This window comes from Planococcus sp. RAB007_Raresut, assembly GCF_057369535.1.
In genome coordinates this window covers 148327-162694 of record NZ_JBXYIF010000003.1, presented here as the reverse complement: position 1 = coordinate 162694, position 14368 = coordinate 148327, and the positions used below count along the sequence as shown (strand labels likewise).

Here is a 14368-nt window from a genome sequence, read left to right as displayed (position 1 = left end):
GCGTACCATATTTTATAGGGACCGACAAAAACCTGACAGCAGCGCCATCAGGTTTGAGAGAATTTAATTGAGTGAATGACCGGTTTTTCAATCTCCAGCCATTTTTTGATGATCGTTTCAAAAATCGAAGTGGAACCTGATGTGTAGAATTTATGCACTCGCCGTTTACCAGCTGGAGCCAGCATGCCCTGAAAACGCAGGTGATTTTCTACATCCTTGGCGGTTTCAGAAGCGGATGACAATACCGTCACAGATGGTCCGAACTTCTCCTGGATGAATTCCTGCAAAAGCGGATAATGCGTGCAGCCCAGTATGGCGGTATCAAAATGCTTGCGGTCCAATTGTGCAAGCGTCTCCCTTACCATTTTTCTGGCAAATTCACCTTCGTACTCATCACTTTCCACCAATGGCACAAATTTAGGGCATGCCAGCTGGACGATATGGCATGACGACATCAACGATTTTAAAGCATTTTCGTATGCGCCGCTTTTTACTGTGCCGATTGTGCCAAGCACAGCGATTTCTTTCGTGGCCGAAACTTTCATCGCTGCCCGTGCACCTGGAAAAATGACACCGATGACCGGAATCGGCAATTTTTTCTGCAACGAATCAAGCGTTGCAGCGGTCGCCGTATTACACGCGATGACCAGCAGCTTGATATTCTTATCCATTAGCGCACGCGCCATTTGCCAAGTATATTTTCTGACTTCCGCTTGTGGACGAGGCCCATACGGACACCTTGCATTGTCTCCGATGTACAGCACTTGCTCGTTCGGCAAAAGCCGCATGATTTCTTTCGCGACAGTCAAGCCGCCGACTCCTGAATCGATTACTCCGATTGGCGCATTCGCTTGCATGTTTCCGCCCCTATTTCATGTTCGTGTGCAATTTCTCCAATAAGAATGAAAATTGCTCCACTTCTTCTTCGCTGAATTCAGTCAGGACGTTCTGTAAATAATCCTGGCGTTTCTCAATCACTTCTTCGATGATGCGCTCGCCTTCTTTCAAAAGCTTGATACGCACAACGCGGCGATCTTGTTCCTCACGAATCCTTACGACCAGTTCATTCTTTTCCATGCGGTCAACCAAATCCGTTGTCGTGCTGAACGCGAGATACATCTTATTCGACAAATCGCCGATCGTCATATCACCATGTTCGAAAAGCCATTGCAGAGCGATGAACTGCGGCGGTGTAATCGTATAGGAATTCAGGATTTCCCGGCCTTTCTGCTTGATGATTCCGGAGATATAACGCAGTTCTTTTTCCATAAAAGCGACGCGTTCTTTATCGTGCGGAATTTCATTTTTGTTTTCATTCATCATTCATGTCCACTCCTTGAATACAACTATTACTATATATAGTGAAGGTTTTTTTCTAATTTAGCAAGAACTGACTTAATTTTCTGATGAAATTAACTGCTTATTCTCAAAAAGCACTTTTTCTTCTTCAGTCCATGGATGTCCTTTGCCAGTGGCTTTCGAAATCTGAACCATCGCGCCCCTGCCCGTAAAGCAGGTTTCCCCTTTTGCGTTTACCACCCAGTAATGGACGTCAATCGAAGACCTGCCGATTGAAGCGATTTTGACGTAGACGTCGAGCATTTCATCAAAATAAACCTGTTGTGTGTAATCGACTTGCATATCCGCGATGACTGGGAATAAATCACCGTTGCCTTTCAGCCAGCGTTGCATCAGCCCAAGTTCTTTCATGTATTCGATGCGCGCAAATTCGAAATAAGCGATCGGCACCGTGTTATTGACATGGCCGAACATATCCGTTTCAGAAAAGCGGACTTGCACCGGCGCGGAAAAACTGAATTCCTGTTTCCACTGTTCAAAATCTGTAATGTAATTAGCTTTCATTTGATTGCCTCCAATAATAGTTCCTTTACTATTTTATCAGTATAACAAAAACAAGTTTGTGAGGCTCCAATTTTCATTTCCGGAGGATCGATTTTGCTATTTTTTTGATATGGAAACCAAACAAAAAAACCTTCACCGAAGTGAAGGTTCTCTGTGTAAATCAGACTGCGTGGTCGCTTCCGAAGAAGTTGCGGAACATTTGAACTGTAGTTTCACGGTTCAACGCTGCGATTGAAGTTGTCAAAGGAATACCTTTAGGGCAAGATTCAACACAGTTTTGTGAGTTACCGCAGCTTGCAAGGCCGCCTTCGCCCATGATAGCGTTCAAACGCTCATCACGGTTCATAGCGCCAGTTGGATGCGCGTTCATCAAGCGAACTTGTGAAAGTGGCGCAGCTCCGATGAAATCGGATTTTTCGTTGACGTTCGGGCATGCCTCAAGGCAAACACCGCAAGTCATACATTTTGAAAGTTCGTAAGCCCATTGGCGTTTACGCTCAGGCATACGTGGACCTTCGCCTAGATCATGAGTTCCATCGATTGGAACCCAAGCTTTGACTTTTTTCAATGAATCGAACATGCGGCTGCGGTCAACGACAAGGTCGCGGACAACAGGGAATGTTTTCATCGGCTGTAAACGGATCGGCTGTTCCAATTGATCGACAAGAGCTGTACACGACTGGCGTGCTTTACCGTTGATGACCATTGAACATGCTCCACAAACTTCCTCAAGGCAGTTCATGTCCCAGTTTACAGGTGTCGTTTTCTTCCCTTCCATATTGACAGGGTTACGGCGGATTTCCATCAATGCCGAAATGACATTCATGTTCGCGCGGTATGGTAATTCGAATTTCTCGAAATAGGATTCTTTTTCAGTGGAATCACGGCGTTCGATTTCAAAAATTACCGTTTTTGCTGCTTCACCCATAGTAATTCTATCTCCCTTCTTTGACTCGTTAACTTATGCTTTGGCTGAATAATCACGCTTGCGCGGCGGAATCAATCCTGTATCCACATCTTCATAATGGAAGATTGGTGCGTCATAGCCATTGAATTTCGCCATAGTCGTTTTCAAGAATTCTTCATCGTTACGTTCCGGGAAATCAGGTTTGTAGTGAGCTCCGCGGCTCTCATTGCGGTTCAACGCTCCAAGTGTGATCACTCGTGCTAAATGTAGCATATTTTTCAGCTGACGTGTGAACATTGCGCCTTGATTGCTCCAAAGTTGTGTATCCGTGATGTTGATATTATTGAAACGCTCAAGCAATTCCTGGATTTTCTCGTCCGTTTTCTGAAGACGGTCGTTATAACGAACGACTGTTACATTATCCGTCATCCATTCGCCAAGCTCTTTGTGAAGAACATATGCGTTCTCTGTTCCATTAAGTGAAAGAATCTCATCCCATTTGCGCTGCTCTTCAGCAACTGCCTGGTCAAAGATGTCTGATGGCATGTCTTCCGCAAGAACCTCAAGGCCTTTGATGTAATCAAGTGCGTTCGGTCCTGCAACCATACCACCGTAGATAGCTGACAGGAGTGAGTTTGCGCCCAAACGGTTTGCACCGTGCTGAGAGTAATCACATTCACCCGCAGCTAAAACGCCAGGGATGCTTGTCATCTGGTGATCATCGACCCATAATCCGCCCATTGAATAATGGACTGCCGGGAAGATTTTCATTGGAACTTTGCGTGGGTCATCACCTGTGAATTTCTCATAGATCTCGATGATTCCGCCAAGTTTGATATCCAATTCTTTCGGATCTTTGTGTGAAAGATCCAGGTAAACCATGTTTTCACCGTTAATGCCCAGCTTCTGGTTAACGCAGACATCGAAGATTTCGCGTGTAGCGATATCACGAGGAACCAAGTTTCCGTAAGCAGGATATTTTTCTTCGAGGAAATACCAAGGTTTTCCGTCTTTATAAGTCCAGATACGGCCACCTTCACCACGTGCCGATTCAGACATCAAGCGAAGCTTGTCGTCTCCCGGAATCGCAGTCGGGTGAATCTGGATAAATTCGCCGTTTGCGTAATACGCGCCTTGCTGATAAACGATGGAAGCCGCTGAACCTGTGTTGATAACAGAGTTCGTCGATTTTCCGAAGATGATTCCAGGTCCGCCAGTTGCCATGATGACAGCATCTCCGCGGAACGCTTTGATTTCCATAGTCGTCATGTTCTGAGCAGTGATTCCGCGGCTCACGCCGTTTTCATCAAGAATCAAACCAAGGAATTCCCATCCTTCGTATTTCTGTACAAGACCGCTTACTTCGTGGCGGCGCACTTGCTCATCAAGTGCATAAAGCAATTGCTGGCCAGTAGTCGCGCCGGCAAAAGCTGTTCTGTGGTGCATCGTCCCACCGAAACGGCGGAAGTCCAATAAACCTTCAGGCGTACGGTTGAACATAACGCCCATGCGGTCAAGCAAGCGGATAATCGCTGGCGCCGCATCTGTCATCGCTTTGACTGGACGCTGGTTCGCAAGGAAATCCCCGCCGTATACCGTGTCGTCAAAGTGAATATCCGGTGAATCGCCTTCACCTTTTGTATTTACCGCTCCGTTGATACCGCCCTGCGCACACACAGAGTGAGATCGTTTAACCGGAACGATTGAAAATAAATCGATTGCCGCGCCAGCTTCTGCGCCTTTTACAGCCGCCATTAAACCAGCAAGCCCGCCACCGACAATAATAAGTTTGCCTTTCGCCATTTTGGTATTCACTCCTCTTTTAATTCACCAATGATCGAATTCGTATTAAACGAATGCCAATAAAGCGCGGATACCGATAGTCGACAGCACTACGAACACTAGAAGTGTGAAGTATGTCGTATATCGCTGAGCTTTTTCTGATTGAGTAATGCCCCAAGTTACTAGGAAAGACCATAGGCCGTTCGCTAAGTGGAAAACAGCTGTCAGAACACCGACAACATAGAATGCAAACATCCAAGGATTATCCAAGATGTTGGCCATCATGTTGAAATCAGCTTCTGCCGCATTTCCGATTGCTACCTGGAAGCGTGTTTCAAATACATGCCATGCGATGAAGACTACAAGGAAGACTCCTGTATATCGCTGAGCAACAAACAAAAGATTGCGCAAATAGCTGTAGTGGCCAGGATTGTTCTTCGAAGTGAATGCTATGTATACACCATAGAAGGCATGATACATAATTGGCAGATAAATAACGAAAATCTCCAGGAAAATTACGAACGGAAGGTTCGCAAGGAAGTGGGATGCGGTATTAAATGCCTCGACACCTTGTGTTGCGAAGTGGTTAACGATCAAATGCTGTGTAAGGAATATACCGATAGGAATGATTCCTAGCAATGAATGCAACCTGCGCAATAAAAATTCACGATTATCCAAAACTTTTACCCTCCTCAAAACATTAATAAGGCAGTTAACGGCGCAATCGATATTTTACGAAAGCATCCATTGACTGCATGGAACATCATGATACAATAATATGACATATTTATTGTACTCCGCTCTATTAGGAGCGTCAAGGCAACTTGTCTTAATTCAGAAGATTCCCTGCAAGGTTTCTACATATTGAAAGTGGGTTTACGATGACTGCAAAAGAACCTGAAACCAACGAGCATTTTGGTTATGAAATTATTCGCGACTATGTATTATCCGATATACTGGGCAAACACGAAAACGACGTCCTCTACTGGGCCGGCAAATCACTCGCCCGGAAGTTCCCTCTCTTCTCTTTGGACGAAGCCGGCGACTTTTTCGAGCAAGCAGGATTTGGCGAATTGGTGACAGAAAAATCCGGCAAAGACGAAATCGTCTTCGTTTTGCGCCCTTTTAAACTCGATAACCGCTGCTTCAAGCTCGAAGCCGGCTTCCTGGCTCAGCAACAGCAGAAAATCAGCGGCTTTTTGACCGAAGCGTACGATGAAGTGCTGCCGAAGAAGAAATCGGTGCGGATTACGCTCAAAACGGATCTGCGAGAGCAAGTTTGAGTGGAATATGATGCAGTTTGGCCGTCTCACGGGTGTGGGGCGGTTTTTTTTGTGGGTTGGATTGGGGGTGGTGGGGTTTGTGGGCGGGAGAAGGCTGGTTGTGCGCGGGAGTGCCGTCGTTGTGCGCGGGAGTGCCGTCGTTGTGCGCGGGAGAACAGCATTTGTGCTCAACTTAATAATAATCTCTTATTTTAACAACTAAAACATCTTCCGAAGAAGATGTTTTAGGGAACAGGATTATTTTTTTACGAGATATCTTCGATTTCTCTTACCGCCTGTCGTTATAAGGTTGGCGGCAGATAGTATACGAAAAACTGCATGTCTCGACTCTATGCCACTGAACCGGCGAAATTCCCTACTGTCAATTTGCTGACTGACCAGAACGAAATATTCCTGTAATACCAACTCGTGAGCATTTGTATCTTGGTGGCCGCAAGCTTTACAATTCCAAATTTTATATAGTCGCTCCATTGTACATTCCCGGCACACAACGCATTTGACACCCACCTTCAACTCACGCGGATCAATCCGGTAATATTCACATAAAGGCGGCCGCTCATACGGGCAAAGGTTTGCTTCAATAAGGCGCCTGATCCTGCTCGGCTTAGGGGAGTCAGCCAATGCAGCACGATTCTTAAGAATCCCATAAACCATTTCAACCGCCTGGTACGTCTTGCAAATATTAGGCCCAACCGGCTTCGCAATAAATTCGCAATGCCTCGGGGTAAAAACGACTACTCCATCAATCGGCGGGTGCATTACTTTTCTTTTTTCCAGCCATAGCTCGAGAAAACCGGTGTGCTTGGCGAGCTGCACCAACGGGTCGTCCAGGACCAATTTTTCACCTTCGTTGTTGAACCGGTAAAATTCACTTGTCGTCCCGTTAAAATGGATTTTTCCGCTGATATTTTTTGAACTGATAACAATGAGGCAACGCGGCGTAATCAGCAGGCCGTCAATCTGCACTTTCCAGTCACCGAGCCGCAAACCCACATCCCACAAGAGTTCATATGGTTCGTGCCAATGAAACTCGACCATTTTTGCATGCAGACGCTTCTCACCTTGCCAACCCGCTTCGTAACGATGAAACTCCTTTTTCAAATACTCCTGCTCGGGATGCCTGTCCGGCAATCGCTCCATCAGCAGCCGCACGCATTCCCATATCTCCAACCGTTCCTCCCCTATCCAAATCGCCGCCTCTCCATCAAGTTATCTGAATTATAACACTACTATATAGAAGAAAGATGTTTCGTTTTGCTACTTCCCGATATAAAATTCAAACCCTGATTTGAAAGCAGTCCGCGTCCGCGGACTGCCCAGTGGGCGGGGCCCGCCCCGCCCGATCTTGGGTAATAATGGGTTTATCACTAGGTTAAGGGTGGAGCAAAAAGTTTGAGGCGTTCACCTTTCGAAGTTCACTTACAATTTCGTGGTTTGCACTTTCTATCTGGGTAATTACTTTTTCATTCCATTAAAAACCCGACAACCGCCGCCTCCCCTTTATAATTATCTGAATTATGAAATTTATACAATCCTGAATACTGTACTAAAAAAATATATTGACCCCTATAGAACCTATTTAGAAAAAATCTTCGCACAGGCGAAGATTTCCTCCAGACATTCAGACATTGGATTTTTCCGCCAAGGCGAAAAATCCGCTCTTGCTCTTAGGCATAATAATGTCGGTTTTATCATTTAAAACACAAAAAACCCGGCAACCGCCGGGCCCACACATCACTTATTCAATTCCAAACTCATCCCAATCCATACGCCTCATGCAGCGTATTCGCAGATTTCTCCATGTCGCCCCCTGGCACAACTACAGAAATCTTGATCTCCGAAGTGCTGACCATTTTGACCGGGATTTCTGACATGCGCAGGATGTCGAACATGCGGGCCGCGACACCCGGATTGGATACCATGCCGGAGCCGACGATTGAGACTTTTGCCAGGCCGACTTCAAAGTCTGTCGATTTGAAGCCGATCGCTTCTTTATTGTCATCGAGCACACGGCGCACTTCTTCCAGGCTGTCCTCTTTTATTGAAAATGAAACGGAGGGCTGGAATTCTTCTGAAATACTTTGGACGATGATGTCGACATCGATATGGTTTTCAGCCAGCGTCATGAAAATGTTTGCGAGTGAACCGTTGAAGGGTTTATTGTATGCAACGGTTACGCGGGCAATGCCGGGCTCGAATGCTACGCCACGGACGATAAGATTTTTTTCCACAGTGACCACCTCTTGTATGATAGTTCCCGGTTCGTCGGAATAGCTCGCCCGGACGGTTAAAGGGACGTTATTGTTTTTGGCGAATTCGACAGCGCGCGGGTGTAAAACGCCGGCACCGAGATTGGCGAGTTCAAGCATTTCATCGTAGGAAATCTGCTCCAGCTTGCGCGCGCCGTTCACAAAACGGGGATCCGACGTATAAACGCCGTCGACATCCGTATAGATATCGCATTTCTCAGCTTGCAAAGCAGCAGCCAGCGCGACAGCAGTTGTGTCGGAACCGCCGCGGCCGAGCGTCGTGATGTTGCCGATGCGGTCGACCCCCTGGAAGCCAGCCACTACAGCGAAAAATCCGTTATCCAGAACCGCTTCGAGCCGCTCCGTATGAATCTGTTCAATGCGCGCATTGCGCGGAACTGACTCGGTTTCGATGCCCGCTTGCCACCCGGTGAATGATACCGCTTCGTGCCCAAGTTGTTTAAAGGCCATTGCAAGCAATGAAATCGTTACCTGTTCGCCTGTCGCAAGCAGCATGTCCATCTCGCGTTTCGGCGGTTCGGCAGAAATTTCTGATGCCAGTCCGAGCAAAGTGTCAGTCGTCTTGCCCATTGCCGACACGACGATCACGACACGCTTCCCTTTCTCTTTCTCGGCAATCACCTTTTTCGCTACGCCAACAATCTTTTCTGGCGTCGCCACTGACGTCCCGCCAAATTTCATAACTACCGTTTCCATATCTAATCCACTCCCACATCAGTATGTGGCCCTCAGCATGAAAAGTGCAGGCGTCCATTGGAGTGGACACCAGTACCAGACATAAAAAAAGGCAGCTTGCCGTCGATCCGGCAAACTACCTCATTTATCATGTACGAAAAACGTCCATGTGAGATAGCCCTCCAGAGTATTACTCTGACAGCCCTGCATCTCTTAAATGCAGAACCAGCATGTTCGGCTGCAGCCTTCACACACTTCGGCGGTCGTCCCTTTCCTCATCCTTCACAGATTCTGCAAATCTCCGGATGGCTACTTTTGACGCCCGCGCCTCTATCACCACTTTTACAAGTGATTCAATTTATGCTTATTACAATAACACGAACTCATTCAGATGACAATGTTTGTTCAGCAAAATGCAGATGAATGGATTCCGCCAATTTTTCTGGCATGCCCGCTTCCATCAACTGAGCTGCGTCCGCTTCTTTGATTCGTTTGACAGATCCAAAATGCTTGAGCAATTGCTGCCGGCGCTTCGGACCAACGCCTTCCAGTCCGTCGAGCGCAGAACTGATTGAGTTCTTGCCGCGCAGCTGGCGGTGGAATGTGATGACGAATCGGTGGACTTCATCCTGTATGCGCTGCATGAGATAAAATGCCTCGCTCGTCCGCTTCAACGGCACGACTTCAACCGGATCACCGTACAATAATTGCGATGTCTGGTGCTTGGCATCTTTCGCCAGGCCAGCAATCGGAATCGACAATCCGAGTTCATCTTCCAGAATTTCGCGGGCTGATGACATCTGCCCTTTACCACCGTCAATGACAATCAAATCAGGCAGCGGCAATCCATCTTTCAGCACGCGTGAATAACGGCGCCGTATGACTTCCCGCATTGCCGCATAATCATCGGGTTTCGATCCCGTGCGCGTCTTGTACTTGCGGTAATCCTTTTTAGAAGGTTTGCCGTCGATGAATGTAATCATCGCCGATACTGCATCCGCCCCTTGGATATGCGAGTTATCGAACGCTTCAATACGAAGCGGCGTCTCGATATTCATCGCCTCGCCAAGTTCCTGGCAAGCACCGATCGTCCGTTCTTCCTGACGTTCAAGCAGCTGGAACTTCTCTTTAATCGAGATTTCAGCATTTTTCTTCGCCAGCAGCACCAAATCTTTTTTCTTGCCACGCTGCGGCACAAGCGTACGAACACCGAGCCAATCCTTGACCAGCTCCGCATCTTCACCCTCCGGCAATAAAATCTCGTTCGGTTTCACATGATTTGATTTCTCATAGAATTGCCCAAGATAGGTCATGAATTCTTCCTGCGGGTCGCGGTAAAGCGGAAACAGGGAGACGTCGCGTTCGATCAGTTTACCTTGGCGCACGAAAAAGACCTGCACACACATCCAGCCTTTGTCGACGGCATAGCCAAAAACATCGCGATTGGTAAAATCGTTCATCGCCATTTTCTGTTTTTCCATGACGTTTTCAATATGGCTGATCTGGTCGCGGTATTCCTTGGCCCGTTCGAACTCCAGGTTTTCAGATGCCTCCGACATTTTTTCGACCAGGTCCTGTTTGACTTCACGGAAACCGCCATTCAGGAACTTCGAAATCTCGTCGATCATTTCCGCATATGTCTGTTTTTCAACCGGTTTGATGCACGGCGCCAAACATTGGCCCATATGATAATAAAGGCAGGCACGGTCCGGCATCTGATGGCATTTCCGCAACGGATACAAACGGTCGAGCAATTTTTTCGTTTCGCTCGCCGAGTAGGCATTCGGATAAGGGCCGAAATACTTCCCTTTATCTTTTTTCACCTGTCTTGTAATGATCAGTTTCGGATGACGCTCACCCGTGATTTTCAAATAAGGATAGGATTTATCGTCTTTCAGCATGATATTGTATTTCGGATCGTATTTTTTGATGAGGTTTAATTCCAGAATCAGCGCTTCCTTGTCCGAAGACGTCACGATGTATTCGAAATCCTCGATTTCATTGACCAGGCGCTGCGTCTTGGCATCGTGGCTGCCTGTAAAATAGGAACGCACACGATTTTTCAGCACCTTCGCTTTGCCCACATAGATGATTGTGTCCTGACGGTCCTTCATGAGGTAGCAGCCAGGCTGGTCGGGCAGTACTGCCAATTTATGTTGAATCAATTCGTTTGCCATATTCTCACCCTATTAAAAAACCGGGCCGCCATGGACCCGGTTAAGAATTATGCGTGTTGGTTAACCAAATCAGCCAATGCTTCTTTTGGTCGGAAGCCGACAACTTTATCAACTGTTTCTCCGTCTTTCATCAATAGAAGGGTCGGAATTGACATGATGCCGTATTGTCCAGCTGTTTCCTGGTTTTCATCAACGTCCACTTTTACAATTTTCACTTTGTCGCTCATTTCAGCGTCAAGCTCTTCCAATACAGGAGCAATCATTTTACAAGGTCCGCACCAAGTTGCCCAAAAGTCAACAAGTACTAGTCCTTCTGATACTTCCTGTGAAAAGTTCTGATCTGTTCCGTGTACAATTGCCATGAATAATTCCTCCTTAGTTTTACCAAACTCTAAACCGATTATAGCACGCGTATTTTTCACTAGCTATTTATTTGCCTACTCCTGCTTTACCCCGTTAGACGCTGAATAAACAGAAGAAAAAGACCTGCAATTTGCAGGCCTTCCATAGATAAATTACATAATTTTCTTGAATTCTTCAGTCAGCATCGGAATGACTTCAAACAAGTCTCCCACGATACCGTAGTCAGCAACTTTGAAAATGTTCGCTTCTGGATCTTTGTTGATCGCCACGATCACTTTAGAGTTGGACATACCAGCCAAATGCTGGATCGCGCCGGAAATACCAGCAGCGATGTAAAGGTCAGGTGTTACGACTTTACCAGTCTGGCCGATTTGAAGTGAGTAATCCACGTAATCCGCGTCACATGCACCGCGGGATGCGCCAACTGCTCCGCCAAGAAGGTCAGCAAGTTCCTGCAATGGTCCGAAACCGTCTGCACTCTTCACGCCGCGTCCGCCTGCAATGATGACTTTCGCTTCTGAAAGGTCAACACCTTCAGCAGATTTGCGGACAACGTTTTGGATGATTGTGCGCAAGTTTGTGATGTCCACTGATAATGAGCTGACATCTCCAGAACGCTCTTCTCTTTCAAGAGGCGCAATATTGTTTGGACGGACTGTGATGAAGTCGATTCCGCCTTTATTTTTCACTTTTTCGAATGCTTTACCAGAAAAGATCGGACGGATGTATACTGCATCATCGCCTTCTCCTTCGATATCTGTAACGTCAGAGATCAAACCGGTTTGCAATTTAGAAGCGATTTTTGGTGACAGATCTTTACCGACAGCTGTGTGGCCGAAGACCAAAGCTTCCGGCTGCTCCTGGTCGATGACAGCCATCATAGCCTGGCTGTAGCCATCAGAAGTATAAGATTTCAAGTGCGGATGTTCAACAGTGATGACACGGTCAGCACCATAGTTCACCAATTCAGCACCGAATTCAGCAACTGAATCACCGATTAATACACTTACTACTTCTCCGCCGCCGGAGATTTTTTTAGCTGCAGCAATTGCTTCAAATGAAACGTTACGCAAAGAGCCTTCGCGCGTTTCGCCTAATACTAGTACTTTTTTCGACATAGTCCGTTTACCTCCTAAGTAGATGTAAAAACTCGAATCATTCTATCTGGTCAAAATGGGATGGCCAGTTTTCACAACGGCCGTTTCCGCATTTCTTTGTCCATACTCCGGCGCCCCAGCACTTCGGGTCATAAGTCCGCCTAGCTGCGAAGACATTAGCCGACGCTTGCAAGGCTAAGTCTTTGTGACGAAGCAGCGAAGCGATGCAACGCACTTTCATGTCTCGAAGCTAGCGCTAGCGATGCAGAGACATGAGCATGGTTTTATATTGACCCCTTGCAGTAGCAATCCAACTGTCTTCGCTGGTCTGTCTTATGCCTTCAGAGCTTAGCGGGCGCCGTCTCTTTTCTGTTTTATATTACTTTCGCTTCATTCTTCAGCAAGCCGACAAGTTCAGTTACCTGGTTTGAAATGTCGCCTTCAAGAATGCGCCCAGCAGCTTTAGCTGGCGGCAAGTAGATTTCGATTGTTTCTGTTTTCGCTTCAACGTCGTCTTCGTCGATATCAAGATCATCCAGTTCAAGTTCTTCAAGCGGTTTTTTCTTCGCTTTCATGATTCCTGGAAGTGAAGGATAGCGCGGCTCGTTCAAACCTTGCTGAGCAGTTACCAGCAATGGCAATGAAGTTTCAAGCTCTTCTGCGTCTCCTTCGATATCGCGGACGATCGTTACTTTTTCGCCTTCGATTTTAAGGCTAGTGATTGTAGTCACATAGTTGATGTCCAACAAGTCTGCAACGCGTGGTCCGACTTGTCCTGAACCGCCGTCGATTGCAACGTTGCCTGCAAGGATAAGGTCAGCTTCTTTATCTTTCAGATATTCAGCCAATATGTAAGCTGAAGTGAATTGGTCCATTTCTTCTACATCGTCTTCAGTGTTGATAAGAACCGCTTTGTCTGCACCCATAGCAAGTGCTGTACGAAGCTGCTTCTCAGCGTCTTCTCCACCCATAGTGATGACAGTGACTTCACCGCCGTGCTCATCGCGGACATTGATCGCTTCTTCGATCGCGTATTCATCGTAAGGATTGATGATGAATTCTGCGCCGTCTTCCTGAATCTTCCCGCCAGAAATGACTAATTTCTCTTCTGTGTCGAATGTACGTTTAACTAATACATAAATGTTCATTAACGTAGACCTCCCAAGTATTATTTCCCTTTAAATTGTGCTTCGCGTTTTTCCAGAAACGCCTGGATTCCTTCTTTTGCATCTTCGGACACAAAAACGGTGCCGAAAGAATTCGCTTCCGCTTCCACACCTTCATGATAACCTGCATGCTTCGCATACTGGAGCATATCAATCGCGGCTTTAACTGAAACCGGGCTCTTTCTCGCAATCTTCTTAGCGATTGAAAGCGTTTGCGGAAGAAGTTCTTCTTCCGGATAAGCTCTGTTTGCAAGTCCCAATTGCGCTGCTTCCGTTCCGCTGATCGGGTCGGAAGTCAATAGCATTTCGGCTGCTTTCGCAACGCCGACATATCTCGGCAATCTTTGTGTTCCCGCAAAACCAGGAATAAGTCCAAGCTGAAGTTCCGGCAATCCTAGCTTAGCATTTTCTGAAACAAAACGCATTTGACAACTCATCGCAAGCTCCAGACCGCCTCCAAGAGCGGCTCCGTGGATTGCGGCGATAACAGGCTTATGGAATGTTTCCACCCGTTCAAAAACTTTTTGTCCACTGGCTGCCAGTTTGGAGAATTCTTCACCTGAAGTGACTTGCGTGAATTCCTTGATGTCCGCTCCGGCTGAGAAGAATCTGCCCTCTCCGTGCAATACGATTGCGCGGACAGCGTCATCGTTTTGGACTGCATTTAGCAATTCATCAACTTCCATAATCAAAGCGCGCGACAAAGCATTTGCCGGCGGACGGTTGATCGTTGCAATCGCAACCCCGTCTTCTACACGATAACTGATAAATTCCATTCTGATAAA

The 14368-nt window shown here is 46.8% G+C and carries 14 protein-coding genes and 1 riboswitch; of the genes, 1 reads left to right on the top strand and 13 read right to left on the bottom strand.

What is annotated here, in order from left to right:
* Positions 1-47: 47 nt before the first annotated feature.
* The 6 genes from racE to AC2Q9J_RS07385 form a co-directional block, all read right to left on the bottom strand.
* A complete protein-coding gene (gene racE, locus AC2Q9J_RS07410; protein ID WP_499038563.1) occupies positions 48-857 on the bottom strand; it encodes a glutamate racemase in 810 nt (269 codons plus the stop codon).
* 10 nt (positions 858-867) lie between these two features.
* On the bottom strand, positions 868-1320 hold the full coding sequence (locus AC2Q9J_RS07405; protein WP_499039119.1) for a MarR family winged helix-turn-helix transcriptional regulator: 453 nt from the start codon (positions 1318-1320) through the stop codon (positions 868-870).
* A gap of 75 nt (positions 1321-1395) precedes the next feature.
* Positions 1396-1863 carry an acyl-CoA thioesterase gene (locus AC2Q9J_RS07400; protein ID WP_499038561.1) on the bottom strand — a complete coding sequence of 156 codons (468 nt, stop codon included), beginning with the start codon at positions 1861-1863 and terminating at the stop codon, positions 1396-1398.
* A gap of 160 nt (positions 1864-2023) precedes the next feature.
* Positions 2024-2791 carry a succinate dehydrogenase iron-sulfur subunit gene (gene sdhB / locus AC2Q9J_RS07395; RefSeq protein ID WP_499038559.1) on the bottom strand — a complete coding sequence of 256 codons (768 nt, stop codon included), beginning with the start codon at positions 2789-2791 and terminating at the stop codon, positions 2024-2026.
* A gap of 33 nt (positions 2792-2824) precedes the next feature.
* Entirely contained in the window at positions 2825-4573 is a 1749-nt protein-coding gene (gene sdhA, locus AC2Q9J_RS07390; RefSeq protein WP_499038557.1) for a succinate dehydrogenase flavoprotein subunit, read from the bottom strand.
* Positions 4574-4618: 45 nt separating this feature from the next.
* Positions 4619-5230 carry a succinate dehydrogenase cytochrome b558 subunit gene (locus AC2Q9J_RS07385; RefSeq protein ID WP_499038555.1) on the bottom strand — a complete coding sequence of 204 codons (612 nt, stop codon included), beginning with the start codon at positions 5228-5230 and terminating at the stop codon, positions 4619-4621.
* A 203-nt stretch (positions 5231-5433) separates the two neighbouring features.
* Between AC2Q9J_RS07385 and AC2Q9J_RS07380 the strand changes: the two genes are divergently transcribed.
* Positions 5434-5835, top strand: coding sequence for a YslB family protein (locus AC2Q9J_RS07380; RefSeq protein ID WP_499038553.1), 402 nt, complete (start codon positions 5434-5436; stop codon positions 5833-5835).
* A 237-nt stretch (positions 5836-6072) separates the two neighbouring features.
* On the opposite strand, the gene AC2Q9J_RS07375 is transcribed toward AC2Q9J_RS07380, so the two are convergent.
* The 7 genes from AC2Q9J_RS07375 to AC2Q9J_RS07345 all read right to left on the bottom strand — a co-directional run bounded on the left by AC2Q9J_RS07375 (position 6073) and on the right by AC2Q9J_RS07345 (position 14359).
* On the bottom strand, positions 6073-7005 hold the full coding sequence (locus tag AC2Q9J_RS07375; protein ID WP_499038551.1) for a nuclease-related domain-containing protein: 933 nt from the start codon (positions 7003-7005) through the stop codon (positions 6073-6075).
* A 584-nt stretch (positions 7006-7589) separates the two neighbouring features.
* Positions 7590-8801 carry an aspartate kinase gene (locus AC2Q9J_RS07370; protein ID WP_499038549.1) on the bottom strand — a complete coding sequence of 404 codons (1212 nt, stop codon included), beginning with the start codon at positions 8799-8801 and terminating at the stop codon, positions 7590-7592.
* Between the two features lie 146 nt (positions 8802-8947).
* Positions 8948-9121: riboswitch (Lysine riboswitch) on the bottom strand.
* Positions 9122-9163: 42 nt separating this feature from the next.
* Positions 9164-10957 (bottom strand): excinuclease ABC subunit UvrC, encoded by a 1794-nt coding sequence (gene uvrC / locus AC2Q9J_RS07365; RefSeq protein ID WP_499038547.1) that lies wholly within the window; start codon positions 10955-10957, stop codon positions 9164-9166.
* Positions 10958-11004: 47 nt separating this feature from the next.
* Positions 11005-11319: a thioredoxin gene (trxA, locus tag AC2Q9J_RS07360; RefSeq protein WP_084246381.1), complete on the bottom strand. Its 315-nt coding sequence runs from the start codon at positions 11317-11319 to the stop codon at positions 11005-11007.
* A 153-nt stretch (positions 11320-11472) separates the two neighbouring features.
* The gene (locus tag AC2Q9J_RS07355; RefSeq protein WP_499038544.1) at positions 11473-12438 is read right to left on the bottom strand and encodes an electron transfer flavoprotein subunit alpha/FixB family protein; all 966 of its coding nucleotides are present in this window, start codon (positions 12436-12438) and stop codon (positions 11473-11475) included.
* Between the two features lie 353 nt (positions 12439-12791).
* Positions 12792-13565, bottom strand: a complete 774-nt coding sequence (locus tag AC2Q9J_RS07350) for an electron transfer flavoprotein subunit beta/FixA family protein (RefSeq protein WP_112224694.1) — start codon at positions 13563-13565, stop codon at positions 12792-12794.
* 20 nt (positions 13566-13585) lie between these two features.
* Positions 13586-14359 (bottom strand): enoyl-CoA hydratase, encoded by a 774-nt coding sequence (locus AC2Q9J_RS07345; RefSeq protein WP_499038541.1) that lies wholly within the window; start codon positions 14357-14359, stop codon positions 13586-13588.
* Positions 14360-14368: the final 9 nt, after the last annotated feature.